We start from the raw sequence: 23,583 nt of genomic DNA on the forward strand, positions 1-23,583 counted from the left end.
AAACCCGGCAGCATCGCTGCCGGGTTTTTTCATTTCTTTTTCAAGGGAAAAAGCGCATCCTGACACCCCTTACAGGGAGGATGAAATGGCTGAGTTGAAGCTCTATACCAACCCGATGTCGCGCGGACGCATTGCGCGCTGGATGCTGGAAGAGATCGGCAAACCCTATGATGTGGAAATACTGGATTTCGGCCCGCCGATGAAGGGCCCCGACTACTGCACAATCAACCCGATGGGAAAAGTTCCCGCTCTGCGTCACGGCGATGCGGTCGTAACAGAAGTGGCTGCGATCTGCGCCTATCTGGCAACAACATTTCCTGAAGCTGGCCTGGCACCGCATCCCAACGAGCGTGCGGATTTCTTCCGCTGGCTGTTCTTTACGTCTGGTCCTGTGGAAGCCGCTTTGTCCAATCATGCCCTCGGTTTTGAAATACCCACAGACAAGCAGGGAATGGTCGGCTACGGCAATTACGATACAGTGGTGAACACGTTGGAGAAAGCGGTTTCGCATCATCCTTACATCACCGGTGACCGCTTCACCGCCGCTGACGTCTATGTCGGTTCGCACATTGGTTGGGGCCTTCGTTTCGGCACTTTGCCCGCCAGAGGAGCATTTGTCGCTTATTGGGACCGACTAAAGGATCGCCCCGCGATGAAACGGGCCACAGAGTTGGACGAAGCAGCCGCTGCCGCCACACAGCATTAAAACTGGCTGTTTCAGATCATGCTATCTGGCCCGCCAGCTGAAATGCGCGCGAGAATGCCTGCACACCTTTGGGTGAGAAGGCAATGACGCGCCCCTCATCCCGGCGCGCCCAGCCTTTAGAAATGAAGTGGTTCAACAGCGCCGCGCCAAGCGCTCCGCCCAAATGGTTGCGGCGCTCACTCCAGTCAAGACAGTGACGGCAGACCGGGCGCTTGCCCTGCTCCAGAGTCGTCACATCCACACCAAGGCAACTGAAGAACGATTTACCTTTTTCTGTCAGCATCGGCTCACCATCATCGACGATCAGCCCAAGCCTATGTGAGGCATCAAGCATCTCCACGCCACGTTCACCGGCCAGATGGTCGTAACAGATACGCGCCTTGCGCAGCGCCTGATCTTTCGGGCCAGTCCGCACCCGCACAGCACCAGTGCGTTGCGCAAGCCCCATGAGGCCCTCCAGAACCTGGGCCACATCCGTTCCTGACAGCCGGAAATAACGATGCCGCCCCTGCTTCTCGGCGACCAGCAGCTTCGCTGCATCAAGCTTTGCAAGATGGCCGCTCGCTGTTTGGAGCGTCACGCCCGCAGCCGATGCAAGTTCACTGACCGTCAGAGCGCGACCATCCATCAATGCTGTGAGCATATTTGCCCGTGCGGGATCTCCAAGGAGTGCGGCAACGGAAGCTATGATCGGACCATCTTTCATACTTCGATGGTAACCGAACTATGGGAAGATTTCAATTGCTACATTGTCACCATCGAAGCCGTGCATTGAAGGAGACACGCATGATTACCTGTTTCATCCGCTATCAGATCGACCCGTTCAAAGCAGACGCCTTTGCAGAATATGCACGTAACTGGGGACAGGCCATTCCACGCTGCGGCGCTAACCTTATTGGTTATTTCGGGCCGCATGAAGGGTCATCGACGACAGCATACGGCGTCTACTCAATCGACAGTCTGGCCACATACGAAGCATACCGGGCGCGGCTTGCCGCCGACCCCATGGGCCGCACCAATTATGAATTTGCGCGTCGGGAGCAGTTCATCCGATCCGAGGACCGCATCTTCCTCAAATTGCAATCCGCACCGCATGGGGAGTTCATCCAGCCATGATTGCTGTCATATTTGAAGTCTGGCCCGCCGATGACGACAGGCGCGGGCAATATCTCGATATTGCCGCGAGCCTGCGCGAAGACCTTTCCAAGATTGACGGCTTTTTGTCGATCGAGCGGTTTCAGAGCCTGGCCGATCCGGACAAGCTACTCTCACTCTCTTTCTGGCGCGACGAAGAAGCCGTACGCGAATGGCGCAATTTGCCCTCGCATCGGTTGGCACAGGAGCAGGGTCGGAGCGGAGTTTTCGAAAACTATCGTTTACGTGTGGCCAGCGTCATGCGTGACTATGGCCTGGACGAACGTATAGAAGCCCCAGACGATAGCCGCGCAGCACATGCCGCATAAGAAAAAGCCGGGCAAAACCCGGCTTTTTTTTATTTCTGTGTTCGGTATTAACCGAGAAGAGCTTTTACGGCAGCGATTGCGTCAGCTGCCTTTCCACCATCCGGGCCACCAGCCTGCGCCATGTCCGGACGACCGCCACCGCCTGCGCCGCCAAGGGCTGCGGAAGCAGCGCGAACCAGATCAACCGCGCTGAAGCGACCGACCAGATCTTCAGTAACCGCAGCTACAGCGCTCGCCTTGTCATCTTCACCTACACCGATAAACAGCACAACACCGGAACCAACCTGCTTCTTGCCTTCATCGGCAAGCGGCTTCAGGTCACGCGGAGAAACGCCGGTCACGATCTTGCCAAGGAAATTGACACCGTTCACGGCCTCGACGGCACTGCCGCCATCGGCTGAACCACCGCCAAGCGCAAGCTTCTTGCGGGCATCGGCAAGTTCACGCTCCAGCTTCTTGCGTTCATCAAGCAGCACATTGACGCGTTCCAGCGCTTCAGACGGTGTCGTCTTCAGTGCACCGGCGATTGCTTTTACGCGTTCATCTTGTTCTTCGAGGTATAGACGCGCTGCCTCACCGGTCAACGCTTCCATACGACGAACGCCTGCTGCAACCGCGCCTTCCGAAACGATACGAACGAGACCGATATCGCCGGTCTGGCGCACGTGTGTGCCACCACAAAGCTCAACCGAATAAATCTTGCCTTCCTTTGGACCGTGCTTGGCGGTCCCCATGGAAACAACACGAACTTCATCGCCGTATTTTTCACCGAACAGTGCCATCGCGCCTTCGGCAATGGCATCATCCACGGCCATCAGACGCGTGCTGACTGGAGCGTTCTGCAAAATAATTTCGTTGGCGAGGCTTTCAACCTGCGCCAGCTCTTCAGCCGAAATCGGTTTCGGATGCGAAAAGTCGAAACGCAGACGATCCGGTGCAACGAGCGAGCCCTTCTGGGCTACATGGTTGCCGAGCGTTTCGCGCAGGGCTTCATGCAGAAGATGCGTCGCCGAGTGGTTGGAGCGAATACGCGTGCGGCGCACCGAATTCACTTTTAGCTCAACGGCATCGCCGGTCTTCGCAGCGCCCTTGGTAACTTCGCCGATGTGAACGAAAACGCCCTCGCCCTTCTTCTGGGTATCCTTGATGGCGATATCAAAACCTTCACCAGAGATCGTCCCGGTATCGCCCTGCTGGCCGCCGGATTCTCCATAGAACGGGGTCTGGTTGACCACGACCGAAACAGCATCGCCTTCAGCAATGGACTGCACTTCCGCACCGTCGCGAATAAGCGCCGTGATAACGCCTTCGGCAATCTCCGTCTCATATCCAAGAAATTCAGTTGCCCCAACCTTGTCCTTGATACCGAACCAGATCGTTTCCGTAGCAGCTTCGCCGGAGCCAGCCCAGTTGGCGCGCGCTTCGGCCTTCTGGCGTTCCATAGCGGCACTGAAGCCCTCAGTATCGACGGCGATACCGCGTTGACGGAGCGCGTCCTGCGTCAGATCAAGAGGGAAGCCATAAGTATCGTAAAGCTTGAAAGCGGTTTCTCCGTCGAGACGGTCACCTTCAACCAGGCTTTCCGTTGCGTCCGACAGCAGACCAAGGCCACGATCCAGCGTCTTGCGGAAACGGGTTTCCTCGAGCTTGAGCGTTTCGGAGATCAGAGCGTCCGCACGGATCAGTTCCGGATAGGCCTGTCCCATTTCGCGGATCAGGGCCGGCAGCAGACGCCACATCAACGGCTCTTTCGCGCCCAAGAGCTGCGCATGACGCATTGCGCGGCGCATGATGCGGCGCAGCACATAACCACGACCTTCATTGGACGGCAGGACGCCATCGGCAATCAGGAAGCTCGAAGCACGCAGATGGTCGGCAATGACGCGATGGCTAGCGCGGAATTCACCATCGGCTTTTACCCCGGTTGCCTCTTCCGAAGCGCGGATCAATGCCTTGAAAAGATCTATATCGTAATTGTCATGTACGCCCTGCAGAACGGCAGCGACGCGCTCCAGCCCCATGCCGGTGTCAATGGATGGACGCGGCAGGTCGATGCGCTGTTCGGGCGTGATCTGCTCGAACTGCATGAAAACAAGATTCCAGATTTCAATGAAACGGTCACCGTCTTCGTCGGCCGATCCGGGAGGTCCGCCCCAGATGTGGTCGCCGTGGTCGAAGAAGATTTCGGAACATGGACCGCATGGCCCCGTGTCGCCCATGGCCCAGAAATTATCACTGGTGGCAATGCGGATAATGCGGTCGTCGGAAAGACCGGCGATCTTTTTCCAGTAATTCGCAGCATCGTCGTCCGTGTGATAAACGGTGACGAGCAGCTTGTCCTTCGGCAGGCCGAATTCCTTCGTGATCAGGTTCCAGGCGAAGCTGATAGCCTCTTCCTTGAAATAGTCACCAAACGAAAAATTGCCGAGCATTTCAAAGAAAGTATGATGACGGGCGGTGTAGCCGACATTGTCCAGATCGTTGTGCTTGCCACCGGCCCGAACACATTTCTGGGAAGTGGTGGCACGATTATAGGAGCGGTGTTCAAGACCAGTAAAAACATTCTTGAACTGCACCATGCCCGCATTGGTGAACATAAGCGTTGGATCGTTGCGCGGAACAAGCGGGCTCGATGAAACGACCTCATGCCCGTTCTTGCGATAATAATCGAGGAATGTGGACCTTATCTCGTTGACGCCAGCCATAAGTCACCCTTGGGCTTTTCTGCCCTGCACGGATACAGCATTGCAAAAAGCTGCATCAATTATCCTGTTCAAACTCCCACAGCCGTCAACGATCGTCGAAGACCCGAGGCGCTCCCGCACTACTAAGACGTGAAGTGGAGTTTTCGGTTGACCGCTTTTAACGGTGCCTTGCTTTTCTGTCCAGATAAGTACGCTGCGCCATAAAAGCAATTTCTGCTGGAAGACGATAAAATCGGCACTATTCGCTTCGCAAAAGTCTATCACCATGAAACAAAGCCCCATGCGATTTGCACGGGGCTTCGATAATTCATCAGATGTAGACGACCCTACATTTCCGCAGCATCGCCTGCATCATCCTCAGGTCCACCATCTTCCAGGAACTGTTCGGCAATCAGTCCGGCATTCTGACGAAGTGTCGTCTCGATCTCACGGGCTGTCTCCGGATTATCCCTGAGATACTGCTTGGCATTTTCACGGCCCTGTCCCAACCGCTGGGAGTTATACGAGAACCACGCACCGGATTTCTCGACAACACCGGCTTTCACGCCAAGATCGACCAATTCACCGGTCTTGGAAACACCAGCCCCATACATGATGTCGAATTCGACCTGTTTGAAAGGAGGTGCAAGCTTGTTTTTGACGACCTTCACGCGGGTCTGGTTGCCAACGACTTCATCACGCTCCTTGATCGAGCCGATACGGCGAATGTCGAGACGAACCGAAGCATAGAACTTGAGGGCATTACCGCCCGTCGTGGTTTCCGGCGACCCGAACATCACACCGATCTTCATGCGGATCTGGTTGATGAAGATCACCATGCAGTTCGAACGAGAGATCGACGCGGTAAGCTTACGAAGTGCCTGGCTCATGAGACGCGCCTGCAGACCAGGCAGGGAATCACCCATTTCACCTTCGATTTCCGCGCGCGGCGTCAAGGCTGCGACGGAGTCGATAACCAGAACGTCGATAGCGCCCGAGCGCACAAGCGTATCGGTGATTTCAAGCGCCTGCTCACCCGTATCTGGCTGCGAAATCAGCAGGTTCTCAAGATCGACCCCCAGCTTGCGTGCATAGACCGGATCAAGAGCATGTTCCGCGTCAACGAATGCACAGATACCGCCCTTCTTCTGCGCTTCCGCGATCGTATGCAATGCAAGTGTCGTCTTACCCGAGCTTTCCGGCCCATAAATCTCGACAATACGTCCCTTGGGCAAGCCACCAACGCCGAGCGCGATGTCCAGCGAGAGCGATCCGGTCGATACGGTTTCGATCTCGACTACCTGATCGTTCTGGCCAAGGCGCATGATCGAGCCTTTGCCGAACGCCCTTTCGATCTGCGACAATGCCGCATCGAGAGCCTTAGTCTTGTCCACTGAATTTTCCTCAACAAGTCGCAATGAATTCTGAGACATCTTACACCATCCTCTTGTCTCGCTAGAAGCCCGGCAGGCTCGTTGCCACGATCTATTTGTATCCGTTTTGTTCTTATTTGGCAATGATGCTAAATCATTGATTATAAACGGTTCCGTATTTTTGTTCCATGATCGTTCTCTAACATCAGCGATTGCGAAAATAAAAGAACTATCCACGAATTAACTTAATTCAAACCAAACTGCCGGTTTGACGATTCGGCTCGGCAAAGAAAAACGCAGCCCTTCTTTCGAAGGACTGCGTTGTTTGAAGGTTCTCAACCCGTGAAGGGAATCAGCTTGCGGCGCGAAGCGGCGAAATCTGGATTTCCACCCGACGGTTCTGCGCGCGCCCTTCCGGTGTTGCATTGGTCGCAACCGGCTGGCTCGCGCCATAGCCGATAATTGCAAAGCGGCGCGGGTCGATGCCCTGCGAACCGAGATAGCTTGCAACCGAGGCGGCACGACGCTGCGAGAGAGCCTGATTGTGGCTCGCGCTACCGGTCGAATCGGTGTGGCCATAAACGTCCACAAGCGTCTGGTTGAATTTGCGGAGCACAATCGCCACCGAATTAAGCGTCGGATAGAACTGGCTCTTCACCTGATCCTGATCGGTATCGAAAGTGATGCTGGAAGGCATATTCAGGATAATCTGATCGCCATTACGGGTCACAGACACGCCAGTGCCCTGCAACTGCGCGCGAAGCTCGTTTTCCTGACGATCCATGTAATTGCCGATTGCGCCGCCGCCGAGCGCACCGATACCGGCGCCGATCAGCACGGCATTACGCTGCGCGCGGCTGGAACCACCGACCATCAGGCCGCCTAAAGCACCGACAGCCGCGCCGAGCGCCGCGCCGCCTGCAGTGTTCGACATTTTCTGGTCCCCGGTATAGGGATCGGTGGTGCAGCCTGCCAGAAATGTGGCGGCGAAAAGGGCAATACCGGTCTTCTTCAGCATGAAATGGTTATCCTCAATTAGCGAATCCGCTCGCATGATAGTAGCGATTAAGGCCGGATGGTGTCTCAAATGCGAGTTTGAATCCGGCCTTTCGCTTTTTAACTGAAGCCCCCGCAACTGCGCAACTGCGCGGCATAGCGATTGGCCATCGACTGGGCACGTTTAGCGCCATTGAGTGCTGTCGCATTCCCGCGCCAGACACCCCGCGCGTAACCGCCGTGACCAGAATAGTAGGCGAGATAAAGGCTATAGGCATCGGCACGATTGATGCCGTTCTTCTGATAGCTTTGATGGTGATACCAGCCGATAAAATGGATCGCGTCCGCAAAATTGGTACGCGACGCAGTCCAGCGGCCTGTTTCCCGCTTATAGCGGTCCCAGGTACCGTTCAGTGCTTGCGAATAACCATAGGCGCTCGAAGCCCGTTTCCATGGAATAATCCAGAGAATCTTGGTGCGCGGAGGTCGCGCATAGGGCTGGAACCCGGATTCGGTATAGATCGTGGCCATCAGAACCGGAACCGGGACACCGAACTCCCGCGAAACCCGGGTTGCAGCTGTCTGCCAGTTATTGAACCAACCGTCGCGTTGATCGAAGACCGCACACACATTATTGACCTGCCGTGGGGCGGTCGCGCAGCCTCCTAGGATCACGAGCGCGACGAGAAACAAAACGCGCATCATGGTAAACCTCGTCTCTTTGCAAAGATTGATAAAATGTAAAGATTAAGAAGACCTTTCTAACGACAGGTTGCCTGTTCCCAATGCCATCAAACCCGCGTGAAGACGCAAAGCAAAAGCCGCTGACAGTGCGGCAGCGGCTCAAACTGTGGATGAATGTGGATAACTACGGGTATAAGCGTCAGCGCCGTCCCTGACGTTCCTGTCGCAAACGCGCCCAATACTCCAGGCGCTTGCGGATATCCCGCTCAAAACCTCGCTCCGGCGGATCATAGAATTTCTGCCTGCCCATGCTTTCCGGAAAATAGTCCTGCCCTGAAAAAGCGTCCGGCTGATCATGGTCATAGGCGTAGCCGTCGCCATAGCCCTCATTCTTCATGAGCTTGGTCGGAGCGTTGAGAATATGCTTGGGTGGCAGAAGTGAACCGTTTTCCTTGGCCGCGCGCATTGAAGCTTTATAGGCGACATAGACCGCGTTCGATTTTGGAGCAGTCGCAAGATAAACACAGGCCTGTGCCAACGCCAGCTCGCCTTCGGGCGAGCCTAGATAGTCATATGCATCCTTCGCAGCATTGCAGATGGCCAATGCCTGCGGATCGGCAAGGCCGATATCTTCCACCGCCATGCGCACAAGCCGTCGCCCGAGATATAATGGGTCTTCGCCCGCATCAAACATTCGGGAAAGATAGTAGAGCGCAGCATCGGGGTCAGATCCCCGCACCGATTTATGCAGTGCCGAAATCAGATTGTAGTGCCCGTCCTGCCCCTTGTCATAAACCGGAGCGCGGCGCTGCACCACGTCCTGCAACTTCTCCGCAGTAAACACTTCGTCGGGACGGACCGCACGCCAGACTTCCTCGGCAAGCGTCAGCGCGGCGCGCCCATCGCCATCGGCCATGCGAATAAGACTTGCCCGCGCTTCATCGTCCAGCGGCAAGGGGCGTTCTTCCTGTTCTTCGGCACGGTTCAGAAGCGTTGCTATGCTCTCGCCATCATGCGGATGAAAAGTCAGCACCCTCGCCCGGGACAGCAGAGCAGCATTGAGTTCGAAAGATGGATTTTCCGTCGTGGCACCGATCAGAATAACTGTGCCATCCTCCATGACCGGCAGAAACGAATCCTGCTGTGCACGATTGAAGCGATGAATTTCGTCCACGAAAAGCAGTGTCTGTCGCCCAGACATCCGCCGCGCACGGGCAGCTTCGAAAACCTTCTTGAGATCGGCAACGCCGGAGAAGATCGCCGAAATCTGTTCGAAAGCGAGGTCGGTTTCTCCGGCAAGCAGGCGGGCAACGGTCGTCTTGCCGGTACCGGGCGGCCCCCAGAAGATCATGGAACCGAGCGAACCAGATGCAATCATGCGCGTCAGCACGCCTTCAGGACCGGTCAAATGCTCCTGGCCTGTCACTTCCGACAAATGCTTTGGGCGCAGGCGATCAGCAAGCGGCCGGTTGCGGTCCGCATTGGGATCAGCCGCTGCTGAAAAAAGGTCGCTCATTTCATCCGCTCGATCGATAAATTAAATGCCGCTTCAGGCATAATGCTACCCGAAGCGGCATGCAACTTTTGGCGATATATCAGCAGCAGTTTTAACGCACGAACTGGCGCAACAACGTTCCGTTGCGTTCCACCTCAAGCCGCCAGGCAAGACCACGCCCTGCATCCAGAATCGCAGTCAAATCGTTCACGGTGCGGATAGGGTTCCCGTTGATGCTGCGAACAATGTCACCAGGACGCAATCCAAGCCGCGCTGCTGGCGAACCGGAATAGACGTCGACAACCGCCACCCCTCGGCTATCGCGCTTGAGACGCAGTTTTGCGGCCGTCGAAGGCGTCAACTCAAGCACAGAAGCACCGGCGAAAGGATTATCCCCCTTGATGACTTGCGGCGCGGTCTCCTTGACTTCAGGCGCTTTGGAGAGCTTCACGGGAACGGTTAGATTTTTTCCATCCCTCATGATTTCAACCGAGACGGTGTTACCAATGCCGGCCGTCGACAGACGGTAACCAAGCACATCCTGATTATCGACGCGAACGTCCTGAACGGACAGAACCACATCGCCAATCTTCAAGCCTGCCGCCTCTGCGGGGCCGCCCTTTGCAATTGCTGTAATCAAAGCCCCATAGGGCTTTTCCATACCAAGACCTTCGGCCAGATCGGCGGTCACGCCCTGGAACGTCGCGCCGATATAAGGCCGCTCGAAACTTTTGCTGCCATTCTGTGCAGCTTCGACAACGGCACGAACCATATTGGATGGAATAGCAAAACCAATCCCTACGGAGCCACCGGAGCGCGAATAGATCGCCGTGTTGATACCGATCAGGCGCCCGCGCATGTCGATCAACGCACCACCGGAGTTACCCGGATTGATGGCCGCATCCGTCTGTATGAAGAAATCGAAATCGGAAATGCCAACCTGTGTACGTGATTGCGCGGACACAATACCGCTCGTCACCGTCTGTCCGACCCCAAACGGATTGCCGATCGCGAGCACCAGATCGCCGACTTCGACTTCATCGGAATTACCGAGACCCAGAACTGGAAACTTGTCCTTCGCTTCGATTTTGAGGACTGCTAGATCTGTGGTTTCGTCACGGAGAAGCAGCTTGCTTTCAAACTCGCGCCCGTCCGACAAGGCAACCTTGATTTCATCCGCATCCTTGATGACATGATTGTTTGTCACGACGATGCCTGAACTGCCGACAATCACACCGGAGCCAAGCGACTGCTGGATACGTGGCTTACTTTCCCCAAACTGCCGTCCGAAAAACTGCTCAAAGAACGGATCACCGGCGAACGGCGAACGTGCCTGAACCTGACGCGCGGCATAAACATTCACGACGGCCGGTATTGTCTCCTTCACAAGCGGAGCGAAGGACAACTGCATATCGGCACGGCTGAGTGGTATCTGCTTCAGAGGCGTCACGGGGGCGTCCTGCGCCATAGTTTGCGGCACTGCTGTTCCGACAATTGCCAGCACAAGACCAAAAACACCTAAACGTCGCCAATTCATGCACATACTCCGCGCTGTCCGAGGTCACTCGCATCTTCCGAAGAAAGATACGAGATTCGTTGTCCATATGTAGTCAACTGAGGACTAGGATAAAGGGCAACATTGTGACCTTAGAGTGCATCCCGAAAAGTGTGCAACGGTTTTCGGAGAAGTTGCGCGTTAAAACGAGCAGTTGGAGCCCGTGCAAATTTCAGTCAATCGAATTTTGCCAGACAGAAATTGGGCAAACAAAAAGGGCCGCACAAGGCGGCCCTTTTTCAAAAAATCAGAAACCAGCAGATTATGCTGCTTCTGCTTCAGCAGCTTGTTCGGCTTCGACGCGGGCGCGGTCAGCCTTGCCCTTTGCATCGACGTCGCGTTCCACGAATTCAACAACCGCCAGAGGCGCATTGTCGCCAGCGCGGAAGCCAGCCTTCATGATGCGGATATAGCCGCCGTTGCGGGTCGCATAACGAGCAGCCAGTGTATCAAACAGCTTTGCAACGAGCTTAACGTCGCGAATAGCCGAGATAGCCTGACGGCGGGCATGCAGATCGCCGCGCTTGCCGAGCGTGACAAGCTTTTCAACGATCGGGCGAATTTCCTTAGCTTTCGGAAGCGTCGTCACAATCTGCTCGTGTTCGATAAGCGAAGCAGCCATGTTGGCGAACATCGCCTTGCGGTGCGAGGCAGTGCGGTTCAGCTTACGGTATCCGTTACCGTGACGCATGAGCCTTCTCCTTAATTAGTTCTAGCCGGGATATTACCGGTCTTAATATTGGTCTTCGTAGCGCTTTGCGAGATCTTCGATGTTCTCTGGCGGCCAGGACGGGATTTCCATACCGAGATGGAGACCCATCGACGCCAGAACTTCCTTGATCTCGTTGAGCGACTTTCGGCCGAAATTCGGAGTCCGCAGCATCTCGGCTTCCGTCTTCTGGATCAGATCGCCGATGTAGACGATGTTGTCGTTCTTCAGGCAGTTTGCCGAACGGACAGACAGTTCGAGTTCGTCCACCTTCTTGAGCAGAGCCGGATTGAAAGCCAGTTCCGCAACCTGTTCCTGCGGGGCTTCCTTCTGAGGCTCTTCGAAGTTGACGAAGATCGCCAGCTGGTCCTGGAGAATACGAGCGGCATATGCCACTGCGTCTTCACCCGTAACCGAGCCGTTTGTCTCGATGTTCAGCGTCAGCTTGTCATAATCAAGAACCTGACCTTCACGGGTGTTCTCGATCTTGTACGACACCTTGCGAACCGGAGAGTAGAGGCTGTCAACCGGGATAAGACCGATTGGTGCATCTTCTGCGCGGTTGCGGTCGGCAGGCACATAGCCCTTACCGGTGTTGACGGTGAATTCCATGCGGATTTCAGCGCCTTCATCCAGCGTGCAGATGACGTGATCCGGATTGAGGATCTCGACATCGCCGACAGTCTGAATGTCGCCAGCCGTAACGACGCCTGGGCCTTCCTTGCGGACGACCATGCGCTTCGGGCCCTCGCCTTCCATACGGATGGCGATTTCCTTGACGTTCAGAACGATATCCGTGGTGTCTTCGCGGACGCCAGGGATCGAAGAGAATTCATGTAGAACGCCATCGATCTGAATGGCGGTCACGGCAGCGCCGCGAAGCGACGACAGAAGTACGCGACGCAGAGCATTGCCGAGCGTCAGACCGAAGCCGCGTTCCAGCGGTTCAGCAACGACGGTTGCATGCGTGCGGGAGCCGTTGGTGATGAAATCCACCTTGTTCGGCTTGATGAGTTCCTGCCAGTTCTTCTGGATCATGTAAGTATCCCTCTATCATTCGTCGCTACCATCCTATCGTAGCGATCAAGTGAAGAAACCGCAGAGGAGCCCCGAACTTGAAAAGCCCGAGGCTCATACGGCATGTGAACGAGGATTAGACCCGGCGCTTCTTGCGCGGACGGCAGCCGTTGTGCGGGATCGGCGTAACATCGCGGATCGACGTGATCACAAAGCCGGCAGCCTGAAGGGCGCGCAGCGCGGATTCACGACCAGAACCCGGTCCGCAAACCTCGACTTCGAGGGAGCGCATGCCGTGTTCCTGAGCCTTCTTGGCGCAATCTTCGGCAGCGATCTGAGCGGCAAACGGGGTCGACTTACGCGAACCCTTGAAACCCTGGGCACCGGCAGACGACCAGGCAATCGCATTGCCCTGAGCATCCGTGATGGTGATCATGGTGTTGTTGAACGTCGAATTTACGTGGGCTACGCCCGACGAGATGTTTTTACGCTCGCGACGGCGAACGCGCGTGGCTTCCTTGGCCATGACAGTCCTTTCAATCGATCTCTACACCGCCGTAATTCCAGCGGCTACACCGGTCCTCAAGAAAGGACCAGCATCAAACCCAACCGGCGTACCGGAAAGGTCCGACGGAACATTCGCTCCGTCGAGGTTACTTCTTCTTGCCTGCGATTGCCTTCGCCGGGCCCTTGCGGGTACGTGCGTTGGTGTGCGTGCGCTGGCCGCGAACCGGCAGCGAACGACGATGACGCAGACCGCGGTAGCAGCCAAGGTCCATCAGGCGCTTGATGTTCATCGAAACTTCACGACGCAGGTCACCTTCGACCCGGTACTCAGCATCGATTGCTTCGCGGATCTGAAGGACTTCAGCATCCGACAGCTGGTTAACGCGGCGATCGTCAGCAATGCCGACTTTCGTTACGATTTCCCGAGCAAATTTCGGTCCAATCCCGTGGATGTACTGAAGCGCAATAACAACGCGCTTGTTCGTCGGGATGTTGACGCCAGCGATACGTGCCACGTCTGTTCTCCTTGAGTTATAAAAAATTCCATCTGGCAGATGCGATCAACCAGACAGCAATAAACGACCGGTACCGGCCTCTTTCGATTTCCGCCGTTACCTGCCATTCAAAACCAGTTGAAGTGGCGCAGTCTTTGACGGAATCGCCCGAAAAAGTCAACTCTTAACTGTCCGTAAAGCCATCAAAGCGACCTTACAGACAATTCAATCAACTTCTGGAAGCAATAAACGGGCAGAAAACGCTTCACGCTTTCCCTGCCCGTATCAGAATGAGACTTTTTCAAGCCCCTTCATTTCTCATGCCGGAACGAGAATTCTCTCGATTTCGGCAGTGACTTCTTCAACCGGCGCCATACCATTGATGACGCGGAGTTCACCGGTCCCGGCATAATAGCTGGAAAGCGGCGCGGTCTTTTCGCGGTATTCCACGAGACGCTTGCGGAAAGCTTCAGGATTGTCGTCCGAACGGACCTGACCACCCTTGGCAATCGTTTCGGCCACGCGGCTTTCCATCCGCTTGACCAGGGCATTCTCATCGACCTTCAGCTCGATGACTGCATCGAGCTTCAGACCCTTCCCCGCCAACATCGTTCCCAGAGCCTGGGCTTGCGGCACCGTGCGCGGGTAGCCGTCGAGGATGAAACCGTTCGAGCAATCCGGAGCATCGATACGCTCCGATACGATCTGGTTTACAATCTCGTCGGAAACCAGCTGCCCCGCATCCATCACGGCCTTGGCGCGCTTCCCGATCTCGCTCTGCTGGGCGACTGCTGCACGCAGCATGTCACCGGTCGAGAGCTGAGGAATTCCATGCTTCTTGGTAAGAAGTCCAGCCTGCGTCCCCTTACCTGCTCCGGGCGGCCCAAGAAGTATCAGTCTCATTTATTGCGTTTCCCACCTCTGAGTTTGGACTTCTTGATCAGCCCTTCATACTGATGGGCGATCAGATGTCCCTGAATTTGCGCAACCGTATCAAGCGTCACGCTCACAACGATCAGCAGCGAGGTGCCACCAAGATAGAACGGTACACCGGTTGCGGAAATCAGGAATTCCGGCAGGAGACAGACAAGCACGATATAGATGGCGCCGACAACAGTGATACGTGTCAGCACATAGTCTATGTATTCGGCGGTACGCTCACCCGGACGAATGCCCGGAATAAAGCCGGAATGCTTCTTGAGCTGGTCAGCGGTATCCTTGGGATTGAACACGATGGCCGTATAAAAGAAGCAGAAAAATGCCATCAACCCGGCATAGAACAGCATATAAAGCGGCTGACCATGACCGAGAGCATTGAGAATGGTCGTACCCCAGGCCGGCATTTCAGCCGTATTTGCGAAACCTGCAACAGTCGCCGGCAAAAGCAGGAGCGACGAAGCAAAGATCGGAGGGATAACACCAGCAGTGTTCAGCTTGAGCGGCAGATGAGAGGTATCGCCCTGGAACATGCGGTTGCCGACCTGACGCTTCGGATACTGGATCAGAAGGCGGCGCTGTGCACGCTCCACGAAAACAATGACCGCAATCAGCACGATGGCAAGAATGATAACGCCCAGGATCAAGCCCGTCGACAGAGCACCGGTACGACCAAGTTCCAGCGTTCCGGAAATGGCATGCGGCAGGTTAGCCACGATGCCAGAGAAGATAATCAGCGAAATGCCGTTACCGATACCACGTGCCGTGATCTGTTCGCCGAGCCACATCAGGAACATCGTGCCGCCAACGAGGGTGATCACCGACGAAACGACGAAGAACGGCCCCGGATTGGTGACGATTCCATTACCAGACTGCAAACCGACAGAAATCGCGTAGGCTTGGACAAGCGCCAGAAGCACCGTGCCATAACGCGTGTACTGATTGATGATCTTGCGACCCGCCTCGCCTTCCTTCTTCAGCGCTTCAAGCGACGGAACAACCGACGTCATGAGCTGCACGATAATGGAAGCAGAGATGTAGGGCATGATGCCGAGCGCAAAAATGGCCATACGACCGACAGCGCCACCGGCAAACATGTTGAAAAGTCCGAGCACACCCTGGCTATGCTGCTGGAAAGCCTGCGCAAGCGCGTCAGGATTGATGCCGGGAAGCGGAATATAGGTGCCGAACCGGTATACGAGCAAAGCACCTAGTGTGAACCAGATGCGCTTCTTGAGTTCTTCTGCCTTCGAAAAAGCCGAAAAATTGAGATTGGAAACTAGCTGTTCAGCAGCCGATGCCATTAAATTTCTCCGGTGAAAAGTCTCCGGTCCTCCGCCCTCGTTTACGCAATCCTCACCGGTCACGCCCCGAGACTAAAAAGACCCTACCCAGATATGCGCATTGGCATAAATGTGCAAGCGGCGGCACTAAGGCCGCCGCTTTTTATTTTTGTATCGAAGCCTTATTCGGCAGCAGCTTCAGGAAGCTTGATGCTACCGCCAGCCTTTTCGATCTTTTCGACCGCAGTCTTGGAAGCACCGGCTACCTCAAAGGCAACCTTTGCCTTCAGTTCGCCGTCCGAAAGGATACGAACACCGTCCTTGGCGCGGCGAATCACGCCGGCAGCCTTTAGCGAATCGAGGTTCACAACAGCCTTGGCGTCGAGCTTGCCTGCATCGATAGCGGCCTGAACACGGCCGAGCGACACTACATTGAAGCTCTTTGCGAAGATGTTGGTGAAGCCGCGCTTCGGCAGACGGCGGTAGATTGGCATCTGGCCGCCTTCGAAGCCATTGATCGCGACGCCCGAACGGGACTTCTGACCCTTGACGCCGCGGCCAGCGGTCTTGCCGGTGCCCGAGCCGATACCACGGCCAACGCGCTTGCGTTCTTTGACCGAACCTGGCTTGTCACGCAGATCGTTGAGTTTCATGTCTCTATCCCCTGCGTTATCAGGCCTCGTCCACGATGCGGACGAGATGCTGAACCTTGGCGATCATACCGCGAACCGAAGGAGTATCCTCCAGCGTGCGGCGGCGGTGCATTTTGTTAAGTCCGAGTCCGATCAGCGTTGCACGCTGTTCGGCTGGACGACGGATAGGGCTTCCGATCTGCTCGACCGTAACCGTCTTACCCTTCTTCTCAGCCATCACTCAAATCCCTTGTCTATGGCGTATCCGGTGCCATTGCACCGGACTGGCACAAACTATCGGCTATTCTTCCGAACCGACCACATCATGGCGGCGAGCCTGAAGGGTCGAGTACTTGATGCCGCGCTGTGCAGCGATATCCTTCGGATGCATCTGATGCTTCAGAGCATCGAACGTCGCACGAACCATGTTGTATGGGTTCGACGAGCCGAGAGACTTGGCAACAACGTCCTGAACGCCGAGCGTTTCGAACACTGCACGCATCGGACCACCGGCGATGATACCCTTACCGGCAGGAGCTGCACGAAGCAGAACCTTGCCAGCGCCGTGACGACCCTGCACATCGTGATGCAGAGTACGACCCGAACGCAGCGGTACGAAAATCATATCGCGCTTGGCAGCTTCTGTAGCCTTGCGGATGGCTTCAGGCACTTCACGAGCCTTGCCATGACCGAAGCCTACGCGACCCTTCTGGTCTCCAACTACGACGAGCGCAGCGAAACCGAAGCGACGGCCACCCTTAACAACCTTAGCAACGCGATTGATGTGAACGAGCTTGTCAACGAATTCGCTGTCACGCTCCTCACGACCGCGGTCCTCGCGGTTACGTTCTCTCTGTGCCATATCCTATTCCTTTATTATTTTCCGGAAGCACAAAATAATTAGAAGCTCAGACCGCCTTCGCGGGCAGCTTCGGCGAGAGCCTTCACGCGACCGTGGTAAATGAATGCACCACGGTCGAACACTACTTCGCTGACGCCTGCTTTAACGGCACGCTCAGCAACCAGCTTGCCAACAGCAGCAGCTGCTGCAGAGTCGGCGCCGGTCTTGAGCTTGCCCTTCAGGTCGCCATCCAGGGTCGAAGCAGCTGCGATGGTAACACCGCGAACGTCGTCGATAACCTGAACGTAGATGTTCTTGGAAGAGCGGTGCACGCTGAGACGCGGACGGCCGTTTGCGACAGCCTTGACCTGACGGCGTACACGAGCAGCGCGACGCTGCAAAGTTTCTTTTGGCGATGCCATGACGCGCTTCCCTTACTTCTTCTTGCCTTCTTTGCGGACGATCTTCTCGCCAGCATACTTGACGCCCTTGCCCTTGTAAGGCTCGGGGCCGCGATATTCGCGGATCTCAGCCGCGACCTGACCGACCTGCTGCTTGTCGATGCCGGTGACGACGATTTCCGTCGGCTTCGGAACAGCAACAGTAATACCAGCAGGCACGTCGTAGACCACTTCGTGGCTGAAGCCGAGCGAAAGCTGCAGGTTCTTGCCCTGCATGGCAGCGCGGTAACCGACGCCGCTGATTTCGAGCTTCTTTTCAAAGCCGTCCTTCACGCCAACAAAAATGTTGGAGATCATCGTGCGGGACATGCCCCACTTCGAACGAGCTTCTTTCGACTGGTCGCGTGGATCGACGCTGATAGCGCCTTCTTCCATCTTGACCAGAACTTCATCGTGCACGACGAAGGAGAGTTCACCCTTCGCGCCCTTAGCCTTGACGATCTGCCCATCAACACTGGCGGTCACGCCCGCCGGGACCGGCACGGGTTTTTTACCGATACGAGACATTTTAATACCTGTCTTTTATCTGTTCGCTGTCAACCGCATCAGAAGATGCGGCAGAGCAGCTCACCACCAACGTTTTGTTCACGGGCTTCATGATCCGCCATAACGCCCTTCGGCGTGGAGAGGATCGAGATGCCGAGGCCGTTCGCGACCTGCGGGATCGACTTGACCGACACGTAAACGCGACGGCCAGGCTTCGATACGCGGCTGATCTCACGGATAACCGGAACACCTTCATAGTACTTCAGCTCGATTTCGATCTCGGCCTTGCCGTTCACGAATTCGCTCTGCGAGTAACCGCGGATGTAACCTTCAGACTGAAGAACATCGAGAACGCGAGCGCGCAGCTTCGAAGCCGGGGTCGAAACCTTGGTCTTCTTGCGGCCTACTGCGTTGCGGATACGGGTCAGCATATCGCCGAGAGGATCTGACACAGACATATGCTACTCCTTACCAGCTCGACTTGACGATGCCCGGGATCTGACCGAGCGAACCCAACTGACGAAGCGCAATACGCGACATCTTCAGTTTACGGTAATAACCACGCGGACGGCCCGAAACTTCGCAACGATTGCGAATACGAACCTTCGATGAATTGCGCGGCAGTTCGGCAAGCCGGATAGTGGCGCGGAAGCGCTCCTCCAGCGGAAGGCCCTGATCCATTACGATCGCCTTCAGGCGTGCACGCTTGCCAGCGTGACGCTTAACCAACTTTTCGCGGCGCTTGTTTTTTTCGACTGCGCTAGTCTTGGCCATATTAATATACCTCGCTACGCTTGCCGTTACTGCCGGAAGGGGAAGTTGAATGCACGCAGAAGAGCGCGCGCTTCATCATCCGACTTGGCGGTCGTGCAAACGATGATGTCCATGCCCCAGATTTGATCAACCTTATCGTAGTTGATTTCCGGAAACACGATGTGCTCCTTGATGCCCATGGCATAGTTGCCACGTCCGTCAAAGCTCTTCGGGTTCAGGCCGCGAAAGTCGCGGACGCGCGGAAGAGCAATCGTGATGAAACGATCAAGGAATTCGTACATGCGGTCCTGGCGAAGAGTGACCTTCGTACCGATTGGCATGCCTTCACGCAACTTGAATGTTGCGATCGAGTTACGAGCGCGGGTGATAACAGCCTTTTGACCAGCAATCAAGCCAAGGTCTTCAGCGGCAATCGCCGGCTTCTTGGAGTCGCCAGTGGCTTCGCCAACGCCCATGTTGAGGACAACTTTGCTGATGCGCGGAATCTGCATCTCGTTGTCGTATTTGAATTCTTCAAGCAGAGCCTTACGAATATTTTCGTTGTAAAGCTTCTTGAAGCGGGGAAGTGCCTTAACTTCAGCCATCGATCAGCGCTCCAGAACGTTTTGCGACACGAACCTTCTTGCCGTCCTCAACGCGGAAACCGACGCGAGTCGGCTTACCGTCCTTGGGATCAGCAATTGCCAGGTTGGACAGGTGAATCGGCGCTTCCTTAGAGATAATGCCGGCTTCCTGGGTCTGGGTCTGACGCTGATGACGCTTCACAATATTGATACCACGAACGAGCGCCTGCTCGTCTTTAGGCATAACCTTGAGAACCTCGCCCTTACGGCCCTTGTCCTTACCGGACAGCACGACAACGCTGTCGCCTTTGCGAATCTTCTGCATCGTCTTGCTTCCTTACAGAACTTCCGGGGCCAGCGAGATGATCTTCATGTGGTTCTTTGCGCGAAGTTCGCGCGGAACCGGTCCGAAGATACGCGTGCCGATCGGCTCTTTCTTGTTATCGATGAGAACGGCTGCATTGTTATCGAAACGAATAACGCTGCCGTCCGGACGACGGATGTCCTTGGCGGTGCGTACAACAACCGCCTTCATCACGTCACCCTTTTTGACGCGGCCGCGCGGAATAGCTTCCTTGATCGACACCACAATGATGTCGCCAACGGAAGCGTAACGCCGCTTCGAGCCGCCCAGCACCTTGATGCACATGACACGACGTGCGCCGGAGTTATCCGCCACGTCGAGGTTTGTTTGCATCTGAATCATGACTGGCCGCCTTCTTTCCTCTCAGCTGGTTAAGGGCTCCTGCCCTACCTAAGCTGCGTGTTTATAATTTAGCCTGCTGCTTCGTTCGTCAGAACGACCCAGCGTTTGTCCTTCGAGATTGGAGCCGATTCCTGAATGGAAACGAGATCACCAACCTTGAACTGGTTGTTTTCGTCATGCGCCTTGTATTTCTTAGACTGACGCACGGTCTTCTGGAGGAGCGGATGCGAATAGCGGCGCTCAACCTTGACCACAACAGTCTTATCATTCTTGTCGCTGACGACAACGCCCTGCAGAACGCGTTTAGGCATTATATTCTTCCTTATGCCTTGCTTGCGGCCGCCTTCTGGCGGGCAATAGTCTTAATACGCGCGATGTCGCGGCGAACCTGCTTCACGCGCGCGGTTTTTTCGAGCTGGCCGGTGGCCTTCTGAAAGCGCAGATTGAACTGCTCTTTCTTCAGGGTGCCCAGCTCGTCATTCATCTGATCGAGGCTTTTCGCCCGAACGTCTGCGGCTTTCATAGTTGCCTCTCTCTTATTCAGCAATGCGCTGGATAAAGCGCGTCTTGATCGGCAACTTTGCGGCGCCGAGTCTGAGGGCTTCGCGTGCCACATCTTCGGGTACGCCGTCAAGCTCAAACATCACGCGACCTGGTGCCACACGGCACGCCCAGTAGTCAACCGAACCCTTACCTTTACCCATACGGACTTCAGTAGGCTTCGAAGTTACCGGCAGGTCAGGGAAGATGCGGATCCATACACGACCGGCACGCTTCATGTGACGGGTGATCGCGCGGCGGGCCGCTTCGATCTGACGTGCAGTGACGCGTTCCGGCTCAACGGCCTTCAAACCGAATGCACCGAAATTCAGATCCGTGCCGCCCTTCGAGTTACCGTGAATACGGCCCTTGAACTGCTTGCGGAACTTGGTGCGCTTAGGCTGCATCATTGTTCTCTACTCCAAATTTCTCGCCCGCGGCCCGCTTTTTAAGCGTTTTCGCGGCGGCGGTTCGACGAGGAACCCTGATTGTCACCCTCGACCGCACGACGCTCGGAAGCCATCGGATCGTGTTCAAGGATTTCGCCCTTGAAGACCCAGACCTTCACGCCGCAGATACCATAAGCGGTCTTCGCTTCTGCCGTGCCGTAGTCAATATCGGCGCGAAGCGTATGAAGCGGAACGCGACCTTCACGGTACCATTCCATGCGAGCGATTTCCGCGCCACCCAGACGACCCGAGCAGTTGATACGGATACCTTCGGCACCAAGACGCATTGCCGACTGAACGGCACGCTTCATGGCGCGACGGAATGCCACACGGCGTTCGAGCTGCTGAGCGATCGACTGAGCGATCAGCGTAGCGTCGACTTCCGGCTTGCGAACTTCAACGATGTTGAGCGACGTATCGGCATTGGTCATCTCGGAAAGCTTCTTGCGGAGCTTTTCGATGTCTGCACCCTTCTTGCCGATGATGATGCCAGGACGAGCCGAGTGGATCGTCACGCGGCACTTCTTGTGCGGACGCTCAATCACGATCTTGGAGATCGCAGCCTGCTTGAGTTCTTCGGTGAGGAACTCGCGGATCTTGACATCTTCATGCAGCAGTTTGCCGTACTCACCGGTATTCGCGTACCAACGCGAATCCCAGGTGCGGTTGATGCCGAGACGAAGACCGATCGGATTAATCTTCTGACCCATTATGCGGCCTCCCCTTTTTCCGCGACTTCGCGGACAACAATGGTGAGATGCGAAAACGGCTTCTCGATGCGGCTAGCCTTACCACGTCCGCGGACATGGAAGCGCTTCATGACGATCGACTTGCCGACATAGGCTTCGGCGACGATCAGAGCATCGACGTCGAGGTCGTGATTGTTTTCAGCGTTTGCAATCGCCGACTCAAGCGTCTTCTTAACCGTATCGGCGATCCGCTTGCGCGAGAACGTCAGATCGGCAAGTGCCGCATTCACTTTCTTGCCGCGAATCATGCTCGCGACAAGATTAAGCTTCTGCGGGCTGACGCGGAGCGTACGGGCGACGGCTTTCGCCTCGTTATCCTTAAGCTGGCGGGGAGCCTTGGCCTTGCCCATCGTTACTTCCTCTTTGACTTCTTGTCCGCGCCATGACCGTAGTAGGTACGTGTAGGCGCGAATTCACCGAACTTGTGTCCGACCATTTCTTCCGAAATCGACACCGGCACATGCTTATTACCGTTGTAGACGCCGAAAGTCAGACCGACAAACTGCGGCAGGATGGTGGAGCGGCGGCTCCACATCTTGATAACTTCATTACGACCGCCTTCGCGTACCTTCTCAGCCTTCTTGAGAAGATAGCCGTCGATAAACGGACCTTTCCAAACTGAACGAGCCACTTCAGACTACCTCTCTTACTTCTTGCGCTGATGGCGCGAACGCATGATGAACTTGTCAGTCGCCTTGTTCGAGCGCGTCTTCTTGCCCTTCGTAGGTTTGCCCCACGGAGTAACAGGGTGACGACCACCCGAGGTACGACCTTCACCACCACCATGCGGGTGATCGACCGGGTTCATTGCAACGCCGCGAACGTGCGGACGCTTGCCACGCCATACCGAACGACCGGCCTTGCCGTCGTTGATATTGCCGTGATCCGGGTTGGACACTGCACCGACCGAAGCGAAACAGGCACCTGGTACCAGACGCTGTTCACCGGAATTGAGGCGCAGAATGGCCATGCCCTGATCGCGACCGACGAGCTGAGCATAGGTGCCAGCCGAACGAGCGATCTGACCGCCCTTGCCTGGCTTCAGCTCAACGTTGTGAACGATCGTGCCGACAGGCATGGAAGCGAGCGGCATTGCATTGCCCGGCTTCACGTCGACGGAGTTGCCTGCAACAACCTTGTCGCCAACAGCCAGACGCTGCGGAGCCAGGATGTATGCCAGTTCACCGTCTTCGTAACGGATCAGCGCGATGAACGCGGTGCGGTTCGGATCGTATTCCAGACGCTCGACAGTGCCGACGACATCAAGCTTGCGACGCTTGAAGTCGATGAAACGGTACGAACGCTTGTGACCGCCGCCCTGAAAGCGAACAGTGATACGACCGGTGTTGTTACGGCCACCCTTCTTGGACAGACCTTCGGTCAGGGACTTGACCGGCTTGCCCTTGTAGAGTTCCGAACGGTCCACGATGACCAGCTGACGCTGGCCTGGTGTGATCGGATTAAAATGCTTGAGTGCCAT

33 protein-coding genes are annotated in these 23,583 nt (G+C 55.8%); 3 read left to right on the top strand and 30 right to left on the bottom strand.

Annotation, left to right across the window (positions count from 1 at the left end):
• The first annotated feature begins 85 nt into the window (after positions 1-85).
• Complete coding sequence (locus CQZ93_RS07710) at positions 86-706, top strand: glutathione S-transferase family protein (RefSeq protein WP_105542062.1); 621 nt, start codon at positions 86-88, stop codon at positions 704-706.
• A 16-nt stretch (positions 707-722) separates the two neighbouring features.
• Here the strand turns inward: CQZ93_RS07710 and CQZ93_RS07715 are convergent, their stop codons facing one another.
• Entirely contained in the window at positions 723-1,412 is a 690-nt protein-coding gene (locus CQZ93_RS07715) for an ArsR/SmtB family transcription factor (RefSeq protein ID WP_105542063.1), read from the bottom strand.
• Positions 1,413-1,492: 80 nt separating this feature from the next.
• On the opposite strand from CQZ93_RS07715, the gene CQZ93_RS07720 reads away from it, so the two are divergent.
• Entirely contained in the window at positions 1,493-1,822 is a 330-nt protein-coding gene (locus tag CQZ93_RS07720; RefSeq protein WP_105542064.1) for an NIPSNAP family protein, read from the top strand.
• Complete coding sequence (locus CQZ93_RS07725) at positions 1,819-2,169, top strand: antibiotic biosynthesis monooxygenase family protein (protein ID WP_105542065.1); 351 nt, start codon at positions 1,819-1,821, stop codon at positions 2,167-2,169. Before CQZ93_RS07720 ends, CQZ93_RS07725 begins: the two co-directional genes overlap by 4 nt.
• Positions 2,170-2,216: 47 nt before the next feature.
• Here CQZ93_RS07725 and alaS read toward each other — a convergent pair whose 3' ends face one another.
• The 29 genes from alaS to rplB form a co-directional block, all read right to left on the bottom strand.
• Positions 2,217-4,874 carry an alanine--tRNA ligase gene (gene alaS, locus CQZ93_RS07730; protein ID WP_105542066.1) on the bottom strand — a complete coding sequence of 886 codons (2,658 nt, stop codon included), beginning with the start codon at positions 4,872-4,874 and terminating at the stop codon, positions 2,217-2,219.
• A gap of 326 nt (positions 4,875-5,200) precedes the next feature.
• A complete protein-coding gene (recA, locus tag CQZ93_RS07740; protein ID WP_105542068.1) occupies positions 5,201-6,286 on the bottom strand; it encodes a recombinase RecA in 1,086 nt (361 codons plus the stop codon).
• A gap of 292 nt (positions 6,287-6,578) precedes the next feature.
• On the bottom strand, positions 6,579-7,244 hold the full coding sequence (locus CQZ93_RS07745; RefSeq protein WP_105542069.1) for a YiaD family glycine zipper/OmpA-like lipoprotein: 666 nt from the start codon (positions 7,242-7,244) through the stop codon (positions 6,579-6,581).
• Between the two features lie 98 nt (positions 7,245-7,342).
• Positions 7,343-7,927: a transglycosylase SLT domain-containing protein gene (locus tag CQZ93_RS07750; protein ID WP_105542070.1), complete on the bottom strand. Its 585-nt coding sequence runs from the start codon at positions 7,925-7,927 to the stop codon at positions 7,343-7,345.
• Between the two features lie 178 nt (positions 7,928-8,105).
• Positions 8,106-9,422, bottom strand: coding sequence for a replication-associated recombination protein A (locus CQZ93_RS07755; protein WP_105542071.1), 1,317 nt, complete (start codon positions 9,420-9,422; stop codon positions 8,106-8,108).
• A gap of 91 nt (positions 9,423-9,513) precedes the next feature.
• The gene (locus tag CQZ93_RS07760; RefSeq protein WP_105542072.1) at positions 9,514-10,938 is read right to left on the bottom strand and encodes a DegQ family serine endoprotease; all 1,425 of its coding nucleotides are present in this window, start codon (positions 10,936-10,938) and stop codon (positions 9,514-9,516) included.
• Positions 10,939-11,218: 280 nt separating this feature from the next.
• Positions 11,219-11,647, bottom strand: coding sequence for a 50S ribosomal protein L17 (gene rplQ, locus CQZ93_RS07765; protein WP_105542073.1), 429 nt, complete (start codon positions 11,645-11,647; stop codon positions 11,219-11,221).
• Between the two features lie 42 nt (positions 11,648-11,689).
• Positions 11,690-12,703 carry a DNA-directed RNA polymerase subunit alpha gene (locus CQZ93_RS07770; protein ID WP_105542074.1) on the bottom strand — a complete coding sequence of 338 codons (1,014 nt, stop codon included), beginning with the start codon at positions 12,701-12,703 and terminating at the stop codon, positions 11,690-11,692.
• 115 nt (positions 12,704-12,818) lie between these two features.
• Complete coding sequence (gene rpsK, locus CQZ93_RS07775; protein WP_002964339.1) at positions 12,819-13,208, bottom strand: 30S ribosomal protein S11; 390 nt, start codon at positions 13,206-13,208, stop codon at positions 12,819-12,821.
• A 127-nt stretch (positions 13,209-13,335) separates the two neighbouring features.
• A complete protein-coding gene (rpsM, locus tag CQZ93_RS07780; protein WP_105542075.1) occupies positions 13,336-13,704 on the bottom strand; it encodes a 30S ribosomal protein S13 in 369 nt (122 codons plus the stop codon).
• 297 nt (positions 13,705-14,001) lie between these two features.
• Positions 14,002-14,586: an adenylate kinase gene (locus tag CQZ93_RS07785; protein ID WP_105542076.1), complete on the bottom strand. Its 585-nt coding sequence runs from the start codon at positions 14,584-14,586 to the stop codon at positions 14,002-14,004.
• Complete coding sequence (gene secY / locus CQZ93_RS07790) at positions 14,583-15,923, bottom strand: preprotein translocase subunit SecY (protein ID WP_105542077.1); 1,341 nt, start codon at positions 15,921-15,923, stop codon at positions 14,583-14,585. Before secY ends, CQZ93_RS07785 begins: the two co-directional genes overlap by 4 nt.
• Positions 15,924-16,084: 161 nt before the next feature.
• The gene (gene rplO / locus CQZ93_RS07795; protein ID WP_105542078.1) at positions 16,085-16,555 is read right to left on the bottom strand and encodes a 50S ribosomal protein L15; all 471 of its coding nucleotides are present in this window, start codon (positions 16,553-16,555) and stop codon (positions 16,085-16,087) included.
• A gap of 19 nt (positions 16,556-16,574) precedes the next feature.
• Positions 16,575-16,772 (bottom strand): 50S ribosomal protein L30, encoded by a 198-nt coding sequence (gene rpmD, locus CQZ93_RS07800; RefSeq protein ID WP_078340784.1) that lies wholly within the window; start codon positions 16,770-16,772, stop codon positions 16,575-16,577.
• Positions 16,773-16,835: 63 nt separating this feature from the next.
• Positions 16,836-17,396 (bottom strand): 30S ribosomal protein S5, encoded by a 561-nt coding sequence (gene rpsE, locus CQZ93_RS07805; RefSeq protein WP_024897023.1) that lies wholly within the window; start codon positions 17,394-17,396, stop codon positions 16,836-16,838.
• A 38-nt stretch (positions 17,397-17,434) separates the two neighbouring features.
• On the bottom strand, positions 17,435-17,797 hold the full coding sequence (gene rplR, locus CQZ93_RS07810; protein ID WP_010659924.1) for a 50S ribosomal protein L18: 363 nt from the start codon (positions 17,795-17,797) through the stop codon (positions 17,435-17,437).
• Positions 17,798-17,809: 12 nt separating this feature from the next.
• Positions 17,810-18,343, bottom strand: a complete 534-nt coding sequence (gene rplF, locus CQZ93_RS07815; RefSeq protein WP_105542079.1) for a 50S ribosomal protein L6 — start codon at positions 18,341-18,343, stop codon at positions 17,810-17,812.
• Positions 18,344-18,381: 38 nt separating this feature from the next.
• Positions 18,382-18,780, bottom strand: coding sequence for a 30S ribosomal protein S8 (gene rpsH / locus CQZ93_RS07820; protein WP_105542080.1), 399 nt, complete (start codon positions 18,778-18,780; stop codon positions 18,382-18,384).
• Between the two features lie 10 nt (positions 18,781-18,790).
• The gene (rpsN, locus tag CQZ93_RS07825; protein WP_104756407.1) at positions 18,791-19,096 is read right to left on the bottom strand and encodes a 30S ribosomal protein S14; all 306 of its coding nucleotides are present in this window, start codon (positions 19,094-19,096) and stop codon (positions 18,791-18,793) included.
• A gap of 26 nt (positions 19,097-19,122) precedes the next feature.
• Positions 19,123-19,680 carry a 50S ribosomal protein L5 gene (rplE, locus tag CQZ93_RS07830; RefSeq protein WP_105542081.1) on the bottom strand — a complete coding sequence of 186 codons (558 nt, stop codon included), beginning with the start codon at positions 19,678-19,680 and terminating at the stop codon, positions 19,123-19,125.
• A complete protein-coding gene (gene rplX, locus CQZ93_RS07835) occupies positions 19,673-19,984 on the bottom strand; it encodes a 50S ribosomal protein L24 (RefSeq protein WP_006467020.1) in 312 nt (103 codons plus the stop codon). The genes rplE and rplX overlap by 8 nt, the downstream gene beginning before the upstream one ends.
• A gap of 12 nt (positions 19,985-19,996) precedes the next feature.
• Entirely contained in the window at positions 19,997-20,365 is a 369-nt protein-coding gene (gene rplN / locus CQZ93_RS07840) for a 50S ribosomal protein L14 (protein WP_004683923.1), read from the bottom strand.
• Positions 20,366-20,433: 68 nt separating this feature from the next.
• On the bottom strand, positions 20,434-20,676 hold the full coding sequence (gene rpsQ, locus CQZ93_RS07845; protein ID WP_010659919.1) for a 30S ribosomal protein S17: 243 nt from the start codon (positions 20,674-20,676) through the stop codon (positions 20,434-20,436).
• Between the two features lie 11 nt (positions 20,677-20,687).
• On the bottom strand, positions 20,688-20,888 hold the full coding sequence (rpmC, locus tag CQZ93_RS07850; RefSeq protein ID WP_105542082.1) for a 50S ribosomal protein L29: 201 nt from the start codon (positions 20,886-20,888) through the stop codon (positions 20,688-20,690).
• A gap of 13 nt (positions 20,889-20,901) precedes the next feature.
• The gene (gene rplP / locus CQZ93_RS07855; protein ID WP_006467023.1) at positions 20,902-21,315 is read right to left on the bottom strand and encodes a 50S ribosomal protein L16; all 414 of its coding nucleotides are present in this window, start codon (positions 21,313-21,315) and stop codon (positions 20,902-20,904) included.
• Between the two features lie 38 nt (positions 21,316-21,353).
• Positions 21,354-22,064: a 30S ribosomal protein S3 gene (rpsC, locus tag CQZ93_RS07860; protein WP_002964356.1), complete on the bottom strand. Its 711-nt coding sequence runs from the start codon at positions 22,062-22,064 to the stop codon at positions 21,354-21,356.
• A complete protein-coding gene (gene rplV, locus CQZ93_RS07865) occupies positions 22,064-22,453 on the bottom strand; it encodes a 50S ribosomal protein L22 (RefSeq protein ID WP_078340774.1) in 390 nt (129 codons plus the stop codon). The genes rpsC and rplV overlap by 1 nt, the downstream gene beginning before the upstream one ends.
• Positions 22,454-22,455: 2 nt before the next feature.
• Positions 22,456-22,734: a 30S ribosomal protein S19 gene (rpsS, locus tag CQZ93_RS07870; protein ID WP_105542083.1), complete on the bottom strand. Its 279-nt coding sequence runs from the start codon at positions 22,732-22,734 to the stop codon at positions 22,456-22,458.
• A gap of 15 nt (positions 22,735-22,749) precedes the next feature.
• Complete coding sequence (rplB, locus tag CQZ93_RS07875; protein WP_105542084.1) at positions 22,750-23,583, bottom strand: 50S ribosomal protein L2; 834 nt, start codon at positions 23,581-23,583, stop codon at positions 22,750-22,752.

This window comes from Ochrobactrum vermis (assembly GCF_002975205.1).
Classification (GTDB): Bacteria; Pseudomonadota; Alphaproteobacteria; order Rhizobiales; family Rhizobiaceae; genus Brucella; species Brucella vermis.

What these genes read in the sequence shown, in the direction of transcription:
- rplP (WP_006467023.1), bottom strand. Translation starts at nt 21,315, where the DNA reads ATGATGCAGCCTAAGCGCACCAAGTTCCGCAAGCAGTTCAAGGGCCGT.
- CQZ93_RS07715 (WP_105542063.1), bottom strand. Translation starts at nt 1,412, where the DNA reads ATGAAAGATGGTCCGATCATAGCTTCCGTTGCCGCACTCCTTGGAGAT.
- rpsN (WP_104756407.1), bottom strand. Translation starts at nt 19,096, where the DNA reads ATGGCCAAGACTAGCGCAGTCGAAAAAAACAAGCGCCGCGAAAAGTTG.
- rplB (WP_105542084.1), bottom strand. Translation starts at nt 23,583, where the DNA reads ATGGCACTCAAGCATTTTAATCCGATCACACCAGGCCAGCGTCAGCTG.
- CQZ93_RS07770 (WP_105542074.1), bottom strand. Translation starts at nt 12,703, where the DNA reads ATGATCCAGAAGAACTGGCAGGAACTCATCAAGCCGAACAAGGTGGAT.
- CQZ93_RS07755 (WP_105542071.1), bottom strand. Translation starts at nt 9,422, where the DNA reads ATGAGCGACCTTTTTTCAGCAGCGGCTGATCCCAATGCGGACCGCAAC.
- CQZ93_RS07760 (WP_105542072.1), bottom strand. Translation starts at nt 10,938, where the DNA reads ATGAATTGGCGACGTTTAGGTGTTTTTGGTCTTGTGCTGGCAATTGTC.
- CQZ93_RS07710 (WP_105542062.1), top strand. Translation starts at nt 86, where the DNA reads ATGGCTGAGTTGAAGCTCTATACCAACCCGATGTCGCGCGGACGCATT.
- CQZ93_RS07725 (WP_105542065.1), top strand. Translation starts at nt 1,819, where the DNA reads ATGATTGCTGTCATATTTGAAGTCTGGCCCGCCGATGACGACAGGCGC.
- rpmC (WP_105542082.1), bottom strand. Translation starts at nt 20,888, where the DNA reads ATGAAAGCCGCAGACGTTCGGGCGAAAAGCCTCGATCAGATGAATGAC.
- rplV (WP_078340774.1), bottom strand. Translation starts at nt 22,453, where the DNA reads ATGGGCAAGGCCAAGGCTCCCCGCCAGCTTAAGGATAACGAGGCGAAA.
- CQZ93_RS07745 (WP_105542069.1), bottom strand. Translation starts at nt 7,244, where the DNA reads ATGCTGAAGAAGACCGGTATTGCCCTTTTCGCCGCCACATTTCTGGCA.
- rpsQ (WP_010659919.1), bottom strand. Translation starts at nt 20,676, where the DNA reads ATGCCTAAACGCGTTCTGCAGGGCGTTGTCGTCAGCGACAAGAATGAT.
- CQZ93_RS07750 (WP_105542070.1), bottom strand. Translation starts at nt 7,927, where the DNA reads ATGATGCGCGTTTTGTTTCTCGTCGCGCTCGTGATCCTAGGAGGCTGC.
- rpsC (WP_002964356.1), bottom strand. Translation starts at nt 22,064, where the DNA reads ATGGGTCAGAAGATTAATCCGATCGGTCTTCGTCTCGGCATCAACCGC.
- recA (WP_105542068.1), bottom strand. Translation starts at nt 6,286, where the DNA reads ATGTCTCAGAATTCATTGCGACTTGTTGAGGAAAATTCAGTGGACAAG.
- rplF (WP_105542079.1), bottom strand. Translation starts at nt 18,343, where the DNA reads ATGTCTCGTATCGGTAAAAAACCCGTGCCGGTCCCGGCGGGCGTGACC.
- rplX (WP_006467020.1), bottom strand. Translation starts at nt 19,984, where the DNA reads ATGCAGAAGATTCGCAAAGGCGACAGCGTTGTCGTGCTGTCCGGTAAG.
- rpsH (WP_105542080.1), bottom strand. Translation starts at nt 18,780, where the DNA reads ATGTCTGTGTCAGATCCTCTCGGCGATATGCTGACCCGTATCCGCAAC.
- rplR (WP_010659924.1), bottom strand. Translation starts at nt 17,797, where the DNA reads ATGGCATCGCCAAAAGAAACTTTGCAGCGTCGCGCTGCTCGTGTACGC.
- rplN (WP_004683923.1), bottom strand. Translation starts at nt 20,365, where the DNA reads ATGATTCAGATGCAAACAAACCTCGACGTGGCGGATAACTCCGGCGCA.
- alaS (WP_105542066.1), bottom strand. Translation starts at nt 4,874, where the DNA reads ATGGCTGGCGTCAACGAGATAAGGTCCACATTCCTCGATTATTATCGC.
- rpsE (WP_024897023.1), bottom strand. Translation starts at nt 17,396, where the DNA reads ATGGCACAGAGAGAACGTAACCGCGAGGACCGCGGTCGTGAGGAGCGT.
- rpsK (WP_002964339.1), bottom strand. Translation starts at nt 13,208, where the DNA reads ATGGCCAAGGAAGCCACGCGCGTTCGCCGTCGCGAGCGTAAAAACATC.
- secY (WP_105542077.1), bottom strand. Translation starts at nt 15,923, where the DNA reads ATGGCATCGGCTGCTGAACAGCTAGTTTCCAATCTCAATTTTTCGGCT.
- rplQ (WP_105542073.1), bottom strand. Translation starts at nt 11,647, where the DNA reads ATGCGTCACGGTAACGGATACCGTAAGCTGAACCGCACTGCCTCGCAC.
- CQZ93_RS07720 (WP_105542064.1), top strand. Translation starts at nt 1,493, where the DNA reads ATGATTACCTGTTTCATCCGCTATCAGATCGACCCGTTCAAAGCAGAC.
- rplO (WP_105542078.1), bottom strand. Translation starts at nt 16,555, where the DNA reads ATGAAACTCAACGATCTGCGTGACAAGCCAGGTTCGGTCAAAGAACGC.
- rplE (WP_105542081.1), bottom strand. Translation starts at nt 19,680, where the DNA reads ATGGCTGAAGTTAAGGCACTTCCCCGCTTCAAGAAGCTTTACAACGAA.
- CQZ93_RS07785 (WP_105542076.1), bottom strand. Translation starts at nt 14,586, where the DNA reads ATGAGACTGATACTTCTTGGGCCGCCCGGAGCAGGTAAGGGGACGCAG.
- rpmD (WP_078340784.1), bottom strand. Translation starts at nt 16,772, where the DNA reads ATGGCTGAGAAGAAGGGTAAGACGGTTACGGTCGAGCAGATCGGAAGC.